The organism is Streptomyces glaucescens, from assembly GCF_000761215.1.
GTDB classification, from domain to species: domain Bacteria; phylum Actinomycetota; class Actinomycetes; order Streptomycetales; family Streptomycetaceae; genus Streptomyces; species Streptomyces glaucescens_B.
Genome location: NZ_CP009438.1, coordinates 4137816 through 4155087, shown reverse-complemented (window position 1 = coordinate 4155087; position 17272 = coordinate 4137816). Strand labels below are relative to the sequence as shown.

Annotated in this window: 18 protein-coding genes; 2 read left to right on the top strand and 16 right to left on the bottom strand. The window is 74.8% G+C overall.

Features of this window, described 5'->3' with window-relative positions; translation table 11 throughout:
• Positions 1-10: 10 nt before the first annotated feature.
• The 3 genes from SGLAU_RS17995 to SGLAU_RS17985 all read right to left on the bottom strand — a co-directional run bounded on the left by SGLAU_RS17995 (position 11) and on the right by SGLAU_RS17985 (position 3289).
• A complete protein-coding gene (locus SGLAU_RS17995; protein WP_043506754.1) occupies positions 11-1198 on the bottom strand; it encodes an acyltransferase family protein in 1188 nt (395 codons plus the stop codon).
• Positions 1199-1202: 4 nt separating this feature from the next.
• Positions 1203-2219: an alpha/beta hydrolase gene (locus SGLAU_RS17990; protein WP_052413814.1), complete on the bottom strand. Its 1017-nt coding sequence runs from the start codon at positions 2217-2219 to the stop codon at positions 1203-1205.
• Between the two features lie 182 nt (positions 2220-2401).
• Positions 2402-3289 (bottom strand): alpha/beta hydrolase, encoded by an 888-nt coding sequence (locus SGLAU_RS17985; RefSeq protein ID WP_043502748.1) that lies wholly within the window; start codon positions 3287-3289, stop codon positions 2402-2404.
• Positions 3290-3504: 215 nt separating this feature from the next.
• Here SGLAU_RS17985 and SGLAU_RS17980 point away from each other — a divergent pair, with 215 nt between their 5' ends.
• Positions 3505-4110 (top strand): TetR/AcrR family transcriptional regulator, encoded by a 606-nt coding sequence (locus tag SGLAU_RS17980; protein ID WP_043502747.1) that lies wholly within the window; start codon positions 3505-3507, stop codon positions 4108-4110.
• 107 nt (positions 4111-4217) lie between these two features.
• Here the strand turns inward: SGLAU_RS17980 and kynU are convergent, their stop codons facing one another.
• The 12 genes from kynU to SGLAU_RS17925 all read right to left on the bottom strand — a co-directional run bounded on the left by kynU (position 4218) and on the right by SGLAU_RS17925 (position 15282).
• Entirely contained in the window at positions 4218-5429 is a 1212-nt protein-coding gene (gene kynU, locus SGLAU_RS17975; protein WP_043502746.1) for a kynureninase, read from the bottom strand.
• Entirely contained in the window at positions 5422-6261 is an 840-nt protein-coding gene (locus SGLAU_RS17970; protein ID WP_043502745.1) for a tryptophan 2,3-dioxygenase family protein, read from the bottom strand. Before SGLAU_RS17970 ends, kynU begins: the two co-directional genes overlap by 8 nt.
• A 165-nt stretch (positions 6262-6426) precedes the next feature.
• Complete coding sequence (locus SGLAU_RS17965) at positions 6427-6840, bottom strand: DUF3151 domain-containing protein (RefSeq protein WP_043502743.1); 414 nt, start codon at positions 6838-6840, stop codon at positions 6427-6429.
• Positions 6837-8318, bottom strand: a complete 1482-nt coding sequence (locus tag SGLAU_RS17960; RefSeq protein ID WP_043502741.1) for an MFS transporter — start codon at positions 8316-8318, stop codon at positions 6837-6839. The genes SGLAU_RS17965 and SGLAU_RS17960 overlap by 4 nt, the downstream gene beginning before the upstream one ends.
• A gap of 68 nt (positions 8319-8386) precedes the next feature.
• A complete protein-coding gene (gene fbaA / locus SGLAU_RS17955) occupies positions 8387-9418 on the bottom strand; it encodes a class II fructose-bisphosphate aldolase (RefSeq protein WP_043502740.1) in 1032 nt (343 codons plus the stop codon).
• A 154-nt stretch (positions 9419-9572) separates the two neighbouring features.
• On the bottom strand, positions 9573-10145 hold the full coding sequence (pyrE, locus tag SGLAU_RS17950; RefSeq protein WP_052413813.1) for an orotate phosphoribosyltransferase: 573 nt from the start codon (positions 10143-10145) through the stop codon (positions 9573-9575).
• A gap of 10 nt (positions 10146-10155) precedes the next feature.
• The gene (locus SGLAU_RS17945; RefSeq protein ID WP_043502737.1) at positions 10156-10944 is read right to left on the bottom strand and encodes an aldose epimerase; all 789 of its coding nucleotides are present in this window, start codon (positions 10942-10944) and stop codon (positions 10156-10158) included.
• A gap of 56 nt (positions 10945-11000) precedes the next feature.
• Positions 11001-11906 (bottom strand): SRPBCC domain-containing protein, encoded by a 906-nt coding sequence (locus tag SGLAU_RS17940; protein WP_043502736.1) that lies wholly within the window; start codon positions 11904-11906, stop codon positions 11001-11003.
• A 266-nt stretch (positions 11907-12172) separates the two neighbouring features.
• Entirely contained in the window at positions 12173-12343 is a 171-nt protein-coding gene (locus tag SGLAU_RS35270) for a hypothetical protein (protein ID WP_159072789.1), read from the bottom strand.
• A 55-nt stretch (positions 12344-12398) separates the two neighbouring features.
• Positions 12399-13991 (bottom strand): polyamine aminopropyltransferase, encoded by a 1593-nt coding sequence (locus SGLAU_RS17935; protein WP_043502734.1) that lies wholly within the window; start codon positions 13989-13991, stop codon positions 12399-12401.
• An 88-nt stretch (positions 13992-14079) separates the two neighbouring features.
• Positions 14080-14598, bottom strand: a complete 519-nt coding sequence (locus SGLAU_RS17930; protein WP_043502730.1) for a DUF2617 family protein — start codon at positions 14596-14598, stop codon at positions 14080-14082.
• 330 nt (positions 14599-14928) lie between these two features.
• Positions 14929-15282, bottom strand: a complete 354-nt coding sequence (locus SGLAU_RS17925) for a hypothetical protein (protein ID WP_043502729.1) — start codon at positions 15280-15282, stop codon at positions 14929-14931.
• 129 nt (positions 15283-15411) lie between these two features.
• On the opposite strand from SGLAU_RS17925, the gene SGLAU_RS17920 reads away from it, so the two are divergent.
• Positions 15412-16602, top strand: coding sequence for a pyridoxal phosphate-dependent aminotransferase (locus SGLAU_RS17920; RefSeq protein ID WP_043502728.1), 1191 nt, complete (start codon positions 15412-15414; stop codon positions 16600-16602).
• A gap of 83 nt (positions 16603-16685) precedes the next feature.
• Here SGLAU_RS17920 and SGLAU_RS17915 read toward each other — a convergent pair whose 3' ends face one another.
• The gene (locus SGLAU_RS17915; RefSeq protein ID WP_043502725.1) at positions 16686-17210 is read right to left on the bottom strand and encodes a YbjN domain-containing protein; all 525 of its coding nucleotides are present in this window, start codon (positions 17208-17210) and stop codon (positions 16686-16688) included.
• Positions 17211-17272: the final 62 nt, after the last annotated feature.

Sequence of the window (17272 nt, the reverse complement as noted above, 5' to 3'; positions counted from 1 at the left end):
GTGATCAACTCTAGGCACGGCGAGCCGCCTCCGCTTCCGGCTCCCGCGGGTCGCGCTGGACGCGGACCACCCGGGACGCGCGGTGCCCGGCCCCTCCGGCGCGCTGCTCCCGGTGGCGGAAGGCGATCCAGCACATGCCCAGCGCGAGGACGAACACCGGCAGCCACAGCAGCCGCTGGGCGGCCCAGCCGTAGTGGCCGGGGACGGTGTGCAGGCCGGGGAGCCGGCCGGCGAGGAGGGCGGCGGCCGTGGTGGCCATCAGGGCGGTCTGGTGCCAGAGGAAGATCGTCATGGCGGAGAGGTTGACCAGGGCCACCGCGGCCCAGGCGACCGGCCGGCGCAGCACGCGGCGCAGGGGTTCGCGCAGCAGCAGGGCCAGACCGCACTGGGCCACGCCGAAGGTGACGGCGGCCAGCGTCGGCGGGTTCAGATTGGACACCGCGGCGCCCGGCACCCCGACCATCGACGCCGGATAACCCGCCCAGGCGACCAGCGCCGCCGTCACCGCCACCCCGCCGCCCAGCAGGATCCACCCGGCCCGCCGCCGCTCCGGTGCGCCCCGGCTCCAGGCCACGCCCAGCGTGTAGGGCACCAGCCAGCCCGCCACCAGGTTGGTCCAGCCGAGCCAGGCGGGGCCGCCCAGGCCGAAGCGCACGAGGTCCACATGGAGGACGACGGCCAGCGGCCACAGCGGGTTCACGCGCGTGAGCAGCGGGGTGGCCGCGGTCAGCGCGGCGAAGGCCACCAGGAACCACAGCGGGGACAGCGCCAGTTTCACCAGGGTGCGCACCGTGGCCGGGTCGGCACCGGTCAGCAGGAGGGCCGCGGTGGCCGCCGTCCACAGGGCCACGAGGGCGCCCACCGGGGCGAACAGCCGGGTGAGGCGGGCGCTCAGCCACTGTCCGTAGCTCTCCCCGCGGGCCCGGGACGAGGCCAGGCCGCGAGCCGCGGCCTCGCCGCCGACCAGGAAGAACACGGCGAGCGTCTGGAACAGCCAGGAGACCGTGGCCAGCGCGGGCAGGTGCCGCAGCGGGCTGTCGGTGCGCAGGGTGCCGCCGTCGGCGACCAGGGCGGTCACCAGCCAGTGGCCGACGACGACACCGAGGATGGCGAGGGCGCGCAGCCCGTCGGCCGCGCGGTCCCGGGAGGCGGGGGTGGCCGCGTCGAGGCGCGCGGCGGACTCCAGGAGCCGGCGCATCGGCTCACGCACGGGTCACCTCCGAGGCGTCGCCGAGCACGATCCGGGCGAGGTTGGCCAGACAGACCGAGCCCGGCGTGAAGTAGTCGCTGTGCCCGCCGTCGCCGGCGGCGAAGACGCGGGCGCCGAACGCCGGGGACACCGGGTCGGCGCCGAAGCCGACGGTCGTGCCGAACAGGCCGGCGTCGACGTGCGGGACGTCCGCGACCCAGTCGGTGCCGCCGCGGGCCGCCCAGATCCGCGCCGTGGTGCGCAGCGCGGCCGCGGAGCCGGCGCCGGTGCCGGGGCTGCCGAGGAGGACGAGGTCGGCGACGGGCGCGCCCCGGGCGGCGGAGCGGGCGCAGACGACCGAGCCGTAGGAGTGGCACAGCAGCGACAGGTGGGCGCTCGGTCCGGTGAGGGTGCGCAGCAGGCGGACGAACTCGCCCAGCCGGGGCGCGGCTTCGTCGGCGCGGCCGGTGGTGAGGACGGTGGTGCTGACCGTGCCGGGCGTCTCGTACCCGAGCCAGGCGACGACCGCCACGCGGGTGGACCGGGCGGCCCGCCCGGCGAGCTGGCGGTGCAGGGCGGTCGCGGCCGCGTGGAAGCGGCCGTAGGTGTCGAGGGTCGTGTCGGAGCCGGGGACCAGGACGGCGACGTGGTCGGCGTGGGCGAGGTCGCCGAAGACCTCGGTGACCAGTCCGGCGCCGCGGCCGTCGAAGGCGAGGAGCCGGCGGGACGGGGCGGCCAGGGCGCGGTCCGCCGCCGCGCGGTGCCGGTCGCCGTGGGCCCGCGCCATCCGGGCGGCCCGCGCGGCGTTGGCGCGGTTGGCCGCGTAGGCCGCTTCCAGGGTGGTCGCGGTGACCCGGGGGAGGTCGGCCGGTGCCGGGGCGGGGATGCGGGGGCGGGCGGCGGCGGACAGCGGCAGGACCACGCAGGCGGTGACGAGGAGGGCCAGCAGGGAGCGCAGCCGGCGGGGCGTGCGGCGCTCCCCCGGCGGGCCGCCGGTGGCGTCGGGCGCTGGCACTGCGGTCGGCTCCATGCTTCGCTTCCCTCCCGGTCCGCCCGTGCATCGGGCTTCCTGGACCGGGAAGTTACGGAGCGGGAGCCGTCGCCCGCGTCACGCCGCAGAGGTGTTCACGGCCGTAGCTCTCAGGTATGACGGGTATGACGGGACCGGCCGTCCCCCCGAGCGGCCACCGCCCCTCCCCCGGGTCCGCGGCCTCACCACGCCAGCTGTGCGATCTCCTCCGCCACCACCGCGCACGCGTCCGCCGCCGGGTCGATCAGCGGGAAGTGGCCGACGTCCTCCAGCAGGGTCAGCCCGGCCACCTCGCCGGCCTTCGCCGCCGCGTCCGCGTACGACTCGGCGACCGCCTGCGGGACGTCCAGGTCGGCGCGGCCCTGCACCAGGGTCGTCGCGATGCCCGTCGGCAGCAGCAGCGCCGGGTCGGCGTACGGCCGCCGTTCGGCGAACAGGTCCTTCCCGCCGAGGAGCTGGCGTGCCGCCCCGCCGCACACGTCCAGCTCGTCCGCAGCCGCGAAGTCGGCGATCGGCGCGAGGGCGACCACTCCGCGCAGCGGGGCGGGGTGGCCGGTGCGCCAGGGGGCACCGGCGGGCAGGACGTGGCGGGCGGCGGCCCACAGCGCGAGGTGCCCGCCGGCGGAGTGCCCGGTGAGCACCGTCCGCTGGGCGTCGGCCTGCGGGAGGGCCTCGGAGACGAGCGCGGGGAGGGCGTCGAGCGCGGCGGCGACGTCGTCGAAGGTGTCGGGCCAGCGGCCCGCGACGGGCTGTTCCCCGGCTGCCGCCGCCACGGCTCCCCGCCGGTACTCCACGCTCGCCACCGCGAATCCCCTGCGGGCCAGGAAGCCGGCGAACGGGCTGATGTGCCGCCGGTCGTACGGGGCGCGCCAGGCGCCTCCGTGCAGGACGACGACCAGCGGGGCGGAGGAGTCGGGACCGGCGGGCCCGGGGGTGTGCGGGGCGTAGAAGTCGATCACCTGGTCGGGGTGGCCGCCGTAGGCCGCGGTCGCGTCGGGGTCGACGGGCGGGTGCGAGAAGGCCGACTTCTCCTCGGCGGCGGCCCGTGCCGCCGCGACGTCGTCCGTCATGCTCCAACCTCTCAGCGATGAAACGTGTGGGGGCGGACCGGGTGGTGCGTCAGGCCGTTGGCCGGGACGGTACCAGGCCGGTGACGTGCGGGGACATGGGGATGTCACGCTCGGTGAGAGGTAAACGGTCCTGCCGTTTCGTTACCCTGACGGGTGACCCGGAGGGCGACCCGCGGGGGCCCGCACCGGGGCCCGCGCGTACGAAGGAGGCCGACATGTCCGCCGAACCCGGCACCGTACGTCCCGGAGGCCGCACCGCGCGCGTGCGTGCCGCGGTCCTGCGCGCGGCGGGGGACGTGCTGGCGGAGCAGGGCTTCGACCGGCTCGATCTGGCGGATGTCGCACGGCGGGCGGAGGTCGGCAAGACGACCGTGTACCGGCGGTGGGGCTCGGTGACCGGGCTCGTCGCCGACCTGCTGGCGGACATGGCCGAGCAGTCGTCGCCCCGGGAGGAGACCGGATCGGTGCTCGGGGACCTGCGGGCCAACGCGTCGCTCGTCCAGCGGACGCTGGCCGACCCGCGCCAGGGCGCGCTGTTCCGTGCCGTGATCGCGGCGGCCGCGTGCGACGAGCGGACGGCCGGGGCGCTGCGGCGGTTCTACGAGGTGCGGGTGGCCGAGTGGGCGCCGTGCGTGGAGCAGGGCGTGGCACGCGGTGAGCTGCCGGCGGGCACGGACGCCCGGGCGGTCGTGCGCGCGGTGTCCGCGCCGCTGTACTACGGGCTGCTGACCTCGGGGTCGGTCCCCGACGCCGCCGCCGCGGAACGGGCCGCACGGGCCGCCCATGCCGCGGCGGCGGCGGGGGTGTTCGTCACGGAGTGAGCCCCCCCGGGGGGGGACGCCCTCCCAGGAGGCGCCCCCGGGAGGACGCCCCTTCCAGGAGAGACGCCCCATGAGACGCCCCGGGGAGGCGCCCCCCGCAATGCCCGCTAGCCCACCACCTCCCCCAGCACCCGTGCCGCGCGTTCCACGTCCGCGAAGCCGACGTACAGCGGTGTGAAGCCGAAGCGCAGGAGGTTCGGGGGGCGGAAGTCGCCGACGACACCCCGCTCGATCAGGCGTTTCATCACGTCACCGGCGTCGTCGCAGCACAGGGCCACCTGGCTGCCGCGCTCCTCGTGCGCGGCCGGGGTCAGGGACTCGACCCGGCCGGGCTCCACGTACTCCGCGACGCACTCCAGGAAGAAGTCCGTCAGGGCCAGCGACTTCGCCCGCACCGCCTCGACGGACACCCCGTCCCAGACCTCCAGGGCCGCCTCCAGCGCGAGCATCGACAGGATGTCCGGCGTTCCGACCCGGCCCCGCGGCGCGCCGCGCGCCGGCTCGTAGTCGCCGTGCATGCCGAAGGGCTCCACGTGCGAGTTCCAGCCGGGCAGCGGGGAGTCGAAGCGGTCCTGGAGGTCCCGGCGCACATACAGGTAGGCCGGTGAACCGGGGCCGCCGTTCAGGTACTTGTAGGTGCAGCCGACCGCCAGGTCCACCCCGTGCTCGTCGACGCCGACCGGCAGGGCGCCCGCGGTGTGGCACAGGTCCCAGACGGCCAGCGCGCCCGCCGCGTGCACGGCGGAGGTGAGCGACGGCAGGTCGTGCAGGCGGCCCGTGCGGTAGTCCGCGTGGTTGAGCAGGACGACCGCCGTGCGCGGCCCGAGCACGTCCGGCACCTCGGCCGGGGTCACGGGCCGCAGCGTGCAGCCGGTCATGCGGGCCGCGGACCGGGCGATGTAGCCGTCGGTGGGGAACGTCGTGGCGTCCACGACGATCTCGTCCCGGCCGTCCCCGGCCATCCGGACCGCCGCGACCAGCGCCTTGAACACGTTGACGCTGGTGGAGTCACCGACCACCACCTGTCCGGGGGCCGCCCCGATCAGCGGCGCGATGCGGTCCCCGATCCGCTCGGGCGCCGTCCACCAGCCGCTCTCGTCCCAGGAGCGGATGCGCAGTTCGCCCCACTGCCGGGTGATCACGTCGGCCATCCGGCCGGGGACGGCGGCGGGCAGCGCGCCGAGCGAGTTGCCGTCGAGGTAGATCACCTCGTCGAGCACGAACTCGGCTCTCTTGCCCGCGAGTTCGTCCGCCGCGTCCAGCTTCCGGGCCCGCGCCGCCAGTTCGGCCGATGCGGGCGGTGCCGTGGTCTCAGACATAGGACCTCGCCGTCCACAGCTCGGGGAAGACGTTCTTCCGGGCCCGCTTCTCCAGCCACGCCACTCCGGCGGAGCCGCCCGTTCCGGGCTTGGCGCCCATGGCCCTGCGGGTGGCCACCAGGTGGTCGTTGCGCCAGCGCCACACCAGTTCGGCGACATCGCTGAGCGCCTCGCCGAGCCGGGCGAGCTCGTCACGCTCGTCTCCGGAGTAGATCGCGGCCCAGACCGCCTCCACCTCGTCCGACGGCTCGTAGCGCCGCGAGACGTCCCGCCGCAGGACGGACCCGGGGATCGGGTGGCCGCGGCGGGCCAGCAGGCGCAGCACCTCGTCGTACAGGCTCGGCTCGTGCAGCGCCTTCTCCAGCTCCGCGTGGACGCGGGGCGAGCCGCGGTGCGGGACCAGCATGGACGCGGACTTCTCGCCGAGCAGGAACTCCATCCGGCGGTACATCGCGGACTGGAAGCCGGACCCCTCGCCCAGGGCGCTGCGGTACGAGTTGAACTGCGCGGGCGTGAGCTGGCCCAGCGGCTTCCAGGAGGCGTTCAGCGCCTCCAGCTCCCGTACGGACCGTTTCAGCGCGGCGATCGCCACCGGCACGTCGTCCTGGCGCAGGGCCTGCGCGGCCGTCTCCCACTCGTGCACGACGACCGTGAACCACAGCTCCATGACCTGGGTGGTGACCAGGAAGACCATCTCTCCGGGATCGTCGGAGAGGGTGTGCTGGAGGTGGGTGAGGACGTCCGCCTTGACGTAGTCCTCGTACGGGGTGGTCCCCTGGAAGTCGAGATGCGGGGTCTCGGGCTCGTGGGTTTCCTGAGCCTCGTGGGACATCGCTGTCTCCTGTTGTTGCTCCGGGTAGCGGTCCGCCCCTGCCGTTACCGGCACGGGGGCCCCGGTCCCCACCCGCATCCTGCGCAAGTCGCCGCGACATCGCAAGGCCCGCCCGATCACGGACGGGCCCCACGCACGCATGTTCGAACCTCGCGGGCCCTGGGGCTAGCCCAGCGTCTGCGCCGCCGTCGGCGAGGAGTCCTTCAGGAACTGCGAGCAGCGCTCGTACTCCTCCTGCTCGCCGATCGCCTGCGCGGCGCGGGCGAGGGCGTGCAGGGCGCGCAGGAAGCCGCGGTTCGGCTCGTGCTCCCAGGGCACCGGGCCGTGGCCCTTCCAGCCGTTGCGGCGCAGCGCGTCCAGGCCGCGGTGGTAGCCGGTACGGGCGTAGGCGTACGACTCCACCGTGCTGCCCCGCTCGAACGCCTCGTCGGCCAGGCGGGCCCAGGCGAGCGACGAGGTGGGGTACTTCGCGGCGACCTCGGCGGCCGGGGTGCCGCCCGCCAGCAGCTCGCGCGGCTCCGGGTCGTCGGGGAGGTGGGTCGGGGGCGGGCCCCCGAGCAGGTTCTCGTGAATGCTCATGGGTTCAGTCTGTCACCGGGCGGTGCGGCCGGCCGGTGGCCCTCCAGCGGCGGGGCGGTCACACCGCAGTGGGTGCGGCACTCCGGGTGCCCGCAGTCCGGCGCGGGCCGCCGTACGGTCGCCCAGGCCAGCACCGCCCCCGCCACCAGCACGCCCGCGCACCACAGCATCGACCGGCCGAACGCCGCGTCGAAGGCGTCCGCCGAGCGGTACGCCTGCGGCCCCATCCCGGCGAGCAGCGGCAGCGCGGCCACCGCGACCAGGCCCGCGGCCCGCGCCGCCGCGTTGTTGATGCCGCTGGCCAGGCCCGCCCGCGCGGTGTCGACGGAACCGAGCACGGTCGCGGTCAGCGGGGCCACCAGGGTGACCATGCCGAGGCCCAGCACCAGCAGCGCGGGCAGCACGTCGGCGGCGTACGAGGCGTCCGGCCCGGCCCGCACCATCAGCAGCATGCCCGCCGCGCACAGCAGCGGGCCCACGGTCAGCGGCAGCCGCGGGCCGATCCGCTCCGCCAGCTCCCCGGAGCGGGCGGAGAACAGCAGCATCAGCACCGTCGTGGGCAGCAGGGCCGTACCCGCGCCGAGCGCCGAGTAGCCGGAGACGACCTGGAGCTGGAGGACGGCGAGGAAGAAGAAGCCGCCGAAGGCCGCGTACACGCACAGGGTGACCAGGTTGACCGCGGTGAACTGGCGGGAGGCGAAGACGTCCGGCGGCATCATCGGGTCCGGCCGCCGCCGCTCCACGGCCACGAACGCCACGGCGGCGAGCAGGCCCGCGCCCGCCGCGAGCCCGACCGCCCAGGTCCCCGCGTGGGCCTCGATCAGGGCGTATGTCACCAGGGCCAGCGCCAGCGCGCCGAGCGCGGCGCCCAGCACGTCGAACCGGCCGTGCGCGACCCCCTCGGAGGATTCCGGCACGTGCCGCAGCGCGACCGGCACGCACAGCAGGGCCAGCGGGACGTTGACCAGGAAGACCCAGCGCCAGCCGGGGCCGTCCACCAGCCAGCCGCCCAGGAACGGCCCGACGGCCGCGCCGACGCCGCCGAAACCGGACCACAGGCCGACCGCCCGGCCCCGGTCGTCCGGGTGGAACGACGCCTGGATCAGGGCGAGCGAGCCGGGGGTCAGCAGCGCGCCGCCGACACCCTGCAGGGCGCGGGCGGCGACGAGCACCCCGGCGTTCGGGGCGAGCCCGCACAGCAGCGAGGCCACGGCGAACCACACCACGCCGAGCACGAAGACCCGCCGCCGTCCGAAGCGGTCGCCGAGGGCGCCGCCGAGCAGGATCAGCCCGGCCAGCGTGACCATGTACGCGTTGACCGTCCACTGGAGCACGGCGAGGTCCGCGTCCAGGTCGCGGCCGATGCGCGGCAGGGCGACATTGACGACGGTGGAGTCCAGCAGGACCATGCCGGAGCCGAGGACGGTGGTGAACAGCAGCCACCGGCCCTGCGGGGAGGCCAGCCGGACGTCGGGCACGCTCCCAGGTATACAGCGAGCCCGGTGCGATGGCACCGGGCTCGACGCGTACGGACGAACGTCCGGAGTTACTTCAGCTTCGTACCGGCCGACCGCAGGTTCCGGCAGGCCTCGACGACGCGCGTCGCCATGCCGGCCTCGGCCAGCTTGCCCCAGGTGCGCGGGTCGTAGGTCTTCTTGGAGCCGACCTCGCCGTCGACCTTCAGGACGCCGTCGTAGTTCTTGAACATGTGGTCGGCGACCGGACGCGTGAAGGCGTACTGGGTGTCGGTGTCGATGTTCATCTTGACCACGCCGTTCTCCAGCGCCGTCAGGATCTCCTGCTCGGTGGAGCCGGAGCCGCCGTGGAAGACGAAGTCGAACGGCTGCGAGCCGGCCGGCTTGCCGTACTTGGCGGCGACGCCCTCGTTCAGCTCCTTCAGCAGCTCGGGACGGAGCACCACGTTGCCCGGCTTGTACACGCCGTGCACGTTGCCGAAGGACGCGGCCAGCAGGTAGCGGCCCTTCTCGCCCAGGCCCAGCGCCTCCGCGGTGCGGATCGCGTCGTCGACGGTGGTGTACAGCTCGTCGTTGATCTCGTGGGTGACGCCGTCCTCCTCGCCGCCGGTGGGGGTGATCTCCACCTCGAGGATGATCCTGGCGGCCTGGGCGCGGGCCAGCAGCTCCTGGCCGATGGCCAGGTTGTCGGCCAGCGTCTCCGCGGAACCGTCCCACATGTGGGACTGGAACAGCGGGTTCTGACCGCGCGCGACGCGCTCCTCGGAGATCGCCAGCAGCGGGCGGACGTACCCGTCGAGCTTGTCCTTCGGGCAGTGGTCGGTGTGCAGGGCGACCGTCACGTCGTACTTCTCGGCGACGATGTGCGCGAACTCGGCCAGGGCGACCGCGCCGGTGACCATGTCCTTGTTGTGCTGGCCGCCCAGGAACTCGGCGCCGCCCGTCGAGATCTGGATGATGCCGTCGCTCTCGGCCTCGGCGAAGCCGCGCAGCGCCGCGTGCAGGGTCTGCGACGAGGTGACGTTGATGGCCGGGTAGGCGAACTTGCCTGCCTTCGCCCGGTCGAGCATCTCGTTGTAGACCTCGGGGGTTGCGATGGGCATCTGTCCGCTCCTTGTATGTGCGGGTGGGCGTGTGGTGCGTTTACGGCCCTGACCTAGACCATGGGGGCGACGTCATCGTCGGCCCCATCTTTCCAGACTCGGCCGGAAGGTCCATGGGGCCGTCCGAGCCGTGGGCAGCGGGGGGCGGACGGAGTCAGTCGAGTCCCAGCTCGTCCTTGGAGAAGGCGTACAGATAGGGCACCCCCGCGCCCTCCTGGATCTTCTCCGCGGCGCCGGTGGCGCGGTCGACGATCGTCGCGACGGCCACCACCTCGGCGCCCGCCTCGCGCACCGCCTCGACGGCGGTCAGCGGGGAGCCGCCCGTGGTCGAGGTGTCCTCGACGACCAGGACGCGGCGGCCGGCGATGTCCGGGCCCTCCACGCGGCGCTGGAGGCCGTGCGCCTTGGCGGCCTTGCGGACCACGAAGGCGTCCAGGCGCTTCCCGCGCGCGGCGGCGGCGTGCAGCATGGCGGCGGCGACCGGGTCGGCGCCCATGGTCAGGCCGCCGACCGCGTCGAACTCCAGACCGGCGGTCAGGTCCAGCAGCACCTGGCCGACCAGCGGCGCGGCCTCGCCGTCCAGGGTGATGCGGCGCAGGTCGACGTAGTAGTCGGCCTCCAGACCCGAGGAGAGGGTCACCTTGCCGTGCACCACGGCCTTGTCCTTGATCTGAGCGAGCAGCGCGCCCCGTGCGCCCGGCGGCATTGCTTCATCGACGTCCGTCATGCCCCACAGCTTAGAGCCGGGTCCAGCTCCAGGTCGTGGTGGCCTCCAGCGGCTCCAGCGGCGTGACCAGGCGCGGCGCGGTGTTCAGCCCGTCCGGCGGACCGGTCTGCGGCTCCACGCACACGGCCGCCTCCTGCTCGTCGTAGACGACGACCCACTGTTCGGGGCTGGTGACCCTCAAGCGGAGTGCGCCGGGCCAGGTGAGGGTCACGTCGACGCCGTCGGGCATGCCGAAGCAGTCGTCCCACGGTCCGGGCCGCGGGTCGGTCCGGTTGCCGGTGGGCAGGTGGTCGTCGCCGCGCTCCTCCTGCCAGGCGGGCTCGAAGCCGATCTCCACGCCGGCACCGCCGAGGGTGCGGTTGAACCACGGGTGCCAGCCGAGCTGCGCCGGGAACGACGACTCGTACGTCTCGACCGACATGGTCAGCGTCAGCGTGTCCGGCGTCAGCGCGACCACCTGGGTGACCCGGCCCCGGTAGGGCCACGGCTCGGTCAGGTCGTAGGTGAGGACCGCCTCGTCGGCGGCGGCGCGGGCCACGGTCCAGGCGGCGTCGCGGGCCGTGCCGTGGATGGCGTGCGGGCCGGCGTTGAGCGGCATCTGGTGCACGGCGGCCCCGTCGCGGAACCGGCCGTCCCTGATCCGGCCGCACCAGGGGACCATCGGGAAGCAGCCGAAACGGTCGCCCTGGCGGAGCAGTTCGGTACCGCCGACGCGCAGTCCCGTGACCCGGCCGCCGTTGCCCGGCGCCAGGGTCGCCTCCGCGTCACCCGCGGACAGCGTGATGTCTTCGTTACTCACGGGACGACCCTACTGGGCCGTTCAAGGGGGCGTTCCCGCCGGCGGCCCCCGGTGGCTCAACGTCGTCGGCGCAGCGCCCGCCCCACCACGATCGCCGACGCCACGGCCACCGCCGCCGCGGGCGCCGCCCAGCGCAGCACGCCGCCCCGGGCGACGGTCTGCGGGGCGGGCACGGGGGCGTAGCGGCCGCGCGGCGGGGCGTGGTCGACCTCCTCGGCGCTGCGGCCGATCATCGTGCGGCGCGCGTGGGCCGCCTCGGCGGGCGGCTCGGCGGACTCGTCGAAGTCCCACCCGTCGGCGGCGGCCTCCGGATCGCCGGCGTCCGGGTCGAGGGAGGGGGGCGGCACCTCGGCGTCGAAGACGGAACGGTGATCGGCGCCCGGCCCACCCGTCTCCTCGGTCCCCGCCGCTGCCGTCTCCCCGGTCTCCGGACCGCCCGCCTCCCCGGTCTCCGCCGCTGCCGCCTCCCCGGTCTCCGGACCGCCCGCCTTCCCGGTCTCCGGACCGCCCGCCTCCGCGGTCTCCGCGGCCGGTTCCGGGGCGGCCTGCGCGCCCAGGTTCTCCGCGAACCGGTTCAGCAGCCGGGTCGTGGCGGACCGCACCGCCTCCTCCGGCAGCTCGGTGATCCGGCCGTCCGCGGTGACCGTCCCGGTGAGGACGAGAGCCGTGCCGTCGTCCTCGGGGCGCAGGCGGAGGGTGAGGTCGAGCTCGACCGTGCCGGAGCCGCGGGTCTCCGTGCCGTCGCCGGCGAGGGCGTACGAGCCGTCGTCGCGCGCGGAGACGGAAACGGCGCCCCGGTAGGTGATGGTGGTGCCGCCCGCCCGCAGCCTCAGCCGCCCGGCGACCGGCTCGGCGCCCGCCTCCTGCTGGAGCCCGGGGACCGCCCGGGCGACCCGCGCGGGGTCCGTGAGCGCCGCCTTCAGCCGGTCGGCCGGTACCGGTACGAACACCTCGTGCTCCATGACGACGGAGCCTACCCAGTGACGGCCCGGACGCACCCCGTCCGGCGGCCGTCCGTCACCCGCCCGACGCGCCCGGTGTCACGAGCCCCGTCTCGTACGCCGGCACCACCGCCTGGGCGCGGCTGGCCCGGCGCGGATCCACCCCGGCGAACAGCGCGGCGCACGGGCCGGCGGCGCGGGTGGGGGCAGGAGGCGAACCGTGCAGACGGCGAGCATGGGACCGAAGCAGTCCACGACCGGCCAGTGGCCGAGGGCGGCGCAGCAGGTCAGGAGGCGTCGACGGTGAGGCAGACGGCGACCGGCGCCCCGGTGCGCAGCGCGAGCGGCAGGGTGTCGCGGTCGGCCAGCAGCCAGGCGAGCGGATCGAGATGCTGCCGGCCCTGGCTCTCGGCCTCGGTGCCGAGCGGTACGGCCACGGTGGTGAGCGCCAGGGCCATGGGCGGCCCGTCCCGCTCCGGGGGAGGCGGGGCGGGCCGCCCTCACGCATGCCGGTCAGCCACGGTAGCGGGGGTGCGCGAGCGTCGACGGCGGCAGGTCCGGGATCCGGCCGGCCGCCGCCTCGGCCCGCCCGGCGGCCAGCAGCCGCGGGGTGAGGGTGTGCGGGCGCGGGACGCCGGGGCCGCCGGCCAGCCCGAGCGGCGGGCGGGCGCCGGGGGCGGCGAGGACGAGGCCCCGGTCGCGGGCGTCCAGGTAGGGCGTGGTGCGCAGGCCCGCGGCGCGCAGGGTGCTGTCGACCGTCCACAGGACGCGGCGGCGGGGGGCCGCCGCCGGACCGGCGTGCACCACCAGCCGGCCGCCCGGGGCCAGGGCACGCCGGGCCAGACCGTAGAACTCCTGGGAGTACAGCGGGGCGCCGGCCGCGCGCCCCGGGCCCGGCAGGTCGGCGATGACCACGTCGTACGCCGCGTGCGGTGCCCCGCGCAGCCAGCGGAACGCGTCCGCGGCCGTCACCCGCACCCGCGGGTCGTCGTAGGCGTGGCCGTTGAGGTCGGACAGCGCCGGGTCCGTGGCGGCGAGCCGCAGCAGGCCCGCGTCGGCCTCCACCACCCGCACCCGCCGCACCCCGGCGAACCGCAGCACCTCCCGCGCGGCCAGCCCGTCGCCGCCGCCGAGGACGAGCACGCGGGCGTGCGGGCCGTTCATCGCGGGGTGGACCAGCGCCTCGTGGTACCGGTGTCCGTCGCACGCGCTGACCCGCAGCCGTCCGTCGAGGTACAGGCCGAGGGGGTGGCCGCGGGCGCCGCCGGTCAGGACGACCTCCTGGACGTCCGTGCGCACCGCGACCCGGACGTCCGCCCCGTAGACCGCGGTGCGCGCGGCCCGTTCGAAGTCGTCGACGAGGACGGCGGCCGCGGCGAGCACGCCGAGCACGGTCAGGTTGGCGGCCAGCAGCACCAGCCGGGCGCGCCGGGTGAGGTCGCGGCCGAACAGGCCGAGCACCAGCGCGCCGCCCGCGACGGCGTTGACCGCGCCGATGAGCAGCGCGCCGGTCAGCTGGCCCATCAGGGGCAGCAGCAGGAAGGGGAAGGCGAGGCCGCCGGCCAGTCCGCCGACGTAGTCCGCGGCGAACAGGTCCGCCACCGCGCCGCCCGCGTCCTGCCGGCGGATGCGCTGGATCAGCTCCATGAGCAGCGGGATCTCGGCGCCGATCAGCAGTCCGATGGCGAGCGAGAAGGCGACCATGAGCGTGCGCGGCCCGGCGGCCCACGGTCCGCCCCAGTCGCCGGTCCAGGCGAAGACGGCGTGGAGCGCCATCGCGCTGCAGCCGCCGACCAGCGCGAGCACCGCCTCGATCACGGCGAACCCGGCGGCGGCCCGTCGCCGCAGTCTCTTCGCGACCAGTGAGCCGATGCCCATCGCGAAGACCATGACGGACAGGACGACGGACGTCTGGGTGACCGGGTCGCCCGTCACGTACGCGGACAGCGCCACCAGTTCGAGTTCGTAGACGAGCCCGCAGGCCGCGCACACGAAGACGCCCGCGAGGACCAGGAACCGCCCGGTTCCCGGGCCGACGGGCAGCCGCGCGGGACCGCGCCAGGACGGCGGGGCGCCGGGCCGGGCCGGTGCGTGCGGATCGATCACGACAGTGACGTTACGTCACGGGTGTGGCGCGCTTCGTCACCCACACGTGTGGATCTGGTTTGAGACGGGCGGGGCGTGGTCCGCGGCGTCAGGCGGTCACCGGCACCCGTGTCCCCACCCGCGTCCGGGTCGCCACCAGCTGGCCGTCCTGCGGGTAGGCGTGCCAGGTCCGCCAGTGCACCTGGCCCTCGTGGCGCTGCGCCAGCATCGCGGTGAAGGCGTGCGGGCTGCCGGGGAAGACACCGGCGAGACCGTTGGGGTGGTCGGAGACGAGGGCGAGGAGTTCCTGGGCGCGCCCGGCGAAGGAGCCCGGCGACAGCACCTCGACGCGGGCGGCGAACTCGTACTCCCAGTCGCCCACCCGCTTGGCCACGCCGAGCGGCAAGGGGGTGCTGCTGCCCGGGATGCACGCCACCGTCTCCGAGCAGTTGACCCGCTCTTCCTCCAGGAGGACCTGGTGGGAGGCGCCGAGCAGGCGCAACTGGAGCTTGGCGCCCGCCAGTTCGAGGTCGAGGGTGGCGAGGGCGGGCAGCGGTTCACGGCCCAGTGCCCAGGCGAGGTCGGCCGCGCGCGTGTCGGTGTAGGAGGTTTTCAGGGTCGTGAGCATGGATCGGCTCCGCTAGCACGCAAAGGGAGTTCGACGCCGGGAGGTCGGCCTGGTCAGCCCGGTCAGGAAGGGGTGCCCGAGAGGACGTCCGAGGGCTGCGTTGGTGAGGTAGAGGGAACCATGAACCGAGGCGCTGCCACAGCGTTTTTACCCAACTTCGGAGGGTTTCCATCCCTCGGAGGGCTCGTCAGCTCACCTGTTCAACCAAGGCGTACGCCTGTACGTCGGCGCGCGCGCCGGCGCGGGGCGCATACGGCAGGGCGCCCGCCGGTCGTCTCCGGCGAGCGCCCTGGGATGCGGTTCCCCCTGTCGGAGCTCGGCTGCCCCGTGTCAGCTGCCTCCACCGCATCCGCCGCCACCGCCGCCGCCGCAGGAGGACCCGCCTCCGCAGGACGACGACGAGCCGCCGCCGCACGACGACGAACCGCTCCCGCAGGAGTGTCCGCCCGACCTGTGGTCGGAGGACCCCGGGTCCGAGGACGACGAACCGCTGTCGCCCGCGCCCGCCGCGCCGATCACCCACCAGCTGCTGTCACCGCTGTTGTGGGTGCTGCCGCCGTACGCCCCCCCGCGGCCCCCCGACCGCACCGGCCCCCGCGCCGCCGTCCGCCGGGCGCCGCGGCTCGCCAGCACGCCCACTCCGATGACGACGGCCACGACCGCCAGGATGATGCCGATGACCATGGCGTCACCCTCCTTTCCGTTCCCCCGAAGCGGCCCCCCGTGGGCGCCTCGCGTGGTGCGTGACCGGGGGATGCCCGCCGCCCGTGACGGTCAAAGCAGAGTTGAGGAAGTCCAGAGCTTCGGCGCAGGATGACGGGCATGACCTCCACCGAGCGCCCGTTCCTCAACCGCAGCCTCGCAGAGTTCGGGACGACGATCTTCGCCGAGATGTCCGCGCTGGCCGTGCGGACCGGGGCGATCAACCTGGGCCAGGGCTTCCCCGACACCGACGGCCCCGAGGAGATCCGGGAGGCGGCGGTACGGGCGCTGCGCGACGGGCGCGGCAACCAGTACCCGCCGGGCCCGGGCGTCCCCGAGCTGCGCACCGCGATCGCCGCCCACCAGGAGCGCCGCTACGGCCTGGCCTTCGACCCGGACACCGAGGTGCTGGTCACGGCCGGCGCGACCGAGGCGATCGCCGCCGCGCTGCTGGCGCTGCTGGAGCCCGGCGACGAGGTGGTGGCGCTGGAGCCGTACTACGACTCGTACGCGGCCTGCATCGCGATGGCGGGCGGGCGGCGGGTGCCGGTGACGCTGCGGCCGGACGGCGACGCGTTCCGGCTCGACCTGGACGAGCTGCGCGCCGCGGTCACCGACCGCACCCGGCTGCTGCTCGTCAACACCCCGCACAATCCGACCGGCACCGTGCTGACCCGCGCGGAGCTGGCGGCGGTGGCGGAGCTGGCGGTGGAGCGGGACCTGCTGGTGGTGACCGACGAGGTGTACGAGCACCTGGTCTTCGACGGTGCCGAGCACCTGCCGCTGGCGTCCTTCCCCGGCATGCGGGAGCGCACGGTCACCATCGGCAGCGCGGGCAAGACCTTCTCGTTCACCGGCTGGAAGGTCGGCTGGGTGACGGCGGCGCCCGGGCTGGTCACGGCCGTGCGGTCGGCCAAGCAGTACCTGACCTATGTGGCGTCGGGACCGTTCCAGTACGCGGTGGCCGAGGCGCTGGCGCTGCCCGAGTCGTACTTCGCCGCGTTCCGCGCGGACATGCTCGCCAAGCGGGATCTGCTCGCGGCGGGACTGGCGGAGGCCGGCTTCGGCGTCTTCCGCCCCACCGGCACCTACTTCGTCACCACCGACGTCCGCCCCCTCGGTGAGAGCGACGGTGTCGCGTTCTGCCGGGCGCTGCCCGAGCGGGCGGGCGTGGTGGCCATCCCCAACGCGGTCTTCTACGACCACCGGGAGGAGGGCGCGCCGTTCGTCCGGTTCGCCTTCTGCAAGCGGACCGGGGTGCTGGAGGAGGCCGTACGGCGGCTGAAGGCCCTCGCGGGCTGAGTCCGCCGGACGTTCCACAGGCTGTGGAAAGGCGGGCGGCACCGAAGGCACCGCCCGCCCGGTCCTCCGGCGCGACCGCGGGACTACTCGTCCCCGGGCTTGTCCGCCTCGTCGATCTCCTCTTCCAGGCCCAGCTGCTCGACCAGCCACCTGTCGAACTCGATGGCCGCCCGCACCCAGCTCACCGTCGAGGAGACGAAGAACTCCAGGTTGACCCCGGGGCCGATCAGCATCTGCGCCTCGCCGATGAGGCGGACGGTGCCGTCGTCGTGGGTGTGCGTGTAGACCTTCGGCCACAGGGTGCGGCGGTTCCAGTCGTCGATGGACTCCAGCAGCTGCGGCTTGTCGTCGATCGGGTGCGGCCGGTCGTAGAACGTCCGCACCGAGAAGACCTGCTGGTCACCCTCGCCACGGAACATGAAGTACGTACGGAACAGCTCCCACGGGGCCGCGAGGTCGCCTTCCTCGTCGACGACGTACTTCAGCTCCATCTGGTCGAGGAGCTGCTTCACAAGGTCCTGATTCGGGACGACGGGGCCCGCCGGTCCTTGGGGCTGGGGCTGGGGCTGGCCCCCGAAGTTCGGAATCGAGGACGGGTCGATGCTCACCGTGAATTTCCCTTCGTACGGATTCCGCCATCCTCCCCCATGCGGGGCGGGGGGTGGCAAGC

Coding starts and splice junctions, on each gene's coding strand:
- SGLAU_RS17995 (WP_043506754.1), bottom strand. CDS start 1,198: ATGCGCCGGCTCCTGGAGTCCGCCGCGCGCCTCGACGCGGCCACCCCC.
- SGLAU_RS17990 (WP_052413814.1), bottom strand. CDS start 2,219: ATGGAGCCGACCGCAGTGCCAGCGCCCGACGCCACCGGCGGCCCGCCG.
- SGLAU_RS17985 (WP_043502748.1), bottom strand. CDS start 3,289: ATGACGGACGACGTCGCGGCGGCACGGGCCGCCGCCGAGGAGAAGTCG.
- SGLAU_RS17980 (WP_043502747.1), top strand. CDS start 3,505: ATGTCCGCCGAACCCGGCACCGTACGTCCCGGAGGCCGCACCGCGCGC.
- kynU (WP_043502746.1), bottom strand. CDS start 5,429: ATGTCTGAGACCACGGCACCGCCCGCATCGGCCGAACTGGCGGCGCGG.
- SGLAU_RS17970 (WP_043502745.1), bottom strand. CDS start 6,261: ATGTCCCACGAGGCTCAGGAAACCCACGAGCCCGAGACCCCGCATCTC.
- SGLAU_RS17965 (WP_043502743.1), bottom strand. CDS start 6,840: ATGAGCATTCACGAGAACCTGCTCGGGGGCCCGCCCCCGACCCACCTC.
- fbaA (WP_043502740.1), bottom strand. CDS start 9,418: ATGCCCATCGCAACCCCCGAGGTCTACAACGAGATGCTCGACCGGGCG.
- pyrE (WP_052413813.1), bottom strand. CDS start 10,145: ATGACGGACGTCGATGAAGCAATGCCGCCGGGCGCACGGGGCGCGCTG.
- SGLAU_RS17940 (WP_043502736.1), bottom strand. CDS start 11,906: ATGGAGCACGAGGTGTTCGTACCGGTACCGGCCGACCGGCTGAAGGCG.
- SGLAU_RS35270 (WP_159072789.1), bottom strand. CDS start 12,343: ATGGCCCTGGCGCTCACCACCGTGGCCGTACCGCTCGGCACCGAGGCC.
- SGLAU_RS17930 (WP_043502730.1), bottom strand. CDS start 14,598: ATGCTCACGACCCTGAAAACCTCCTACACCGACACGCGCGCGGCCGAC.
- SGLAU_RS17925 (WP_043502729.1), bottom strand. CDS start 15,282: ATGGTCATCGGCATCATCCTGGCGGTCGTGGCCGTCGTCATCGGAGTG.
- SGLAU_RS17920 (WP_043502728.1), top strand. CDS start 15,412: ATGACGGGCATGACCTCCACCGAGCGCCCGTTCCTCAACCGCAGCCTC.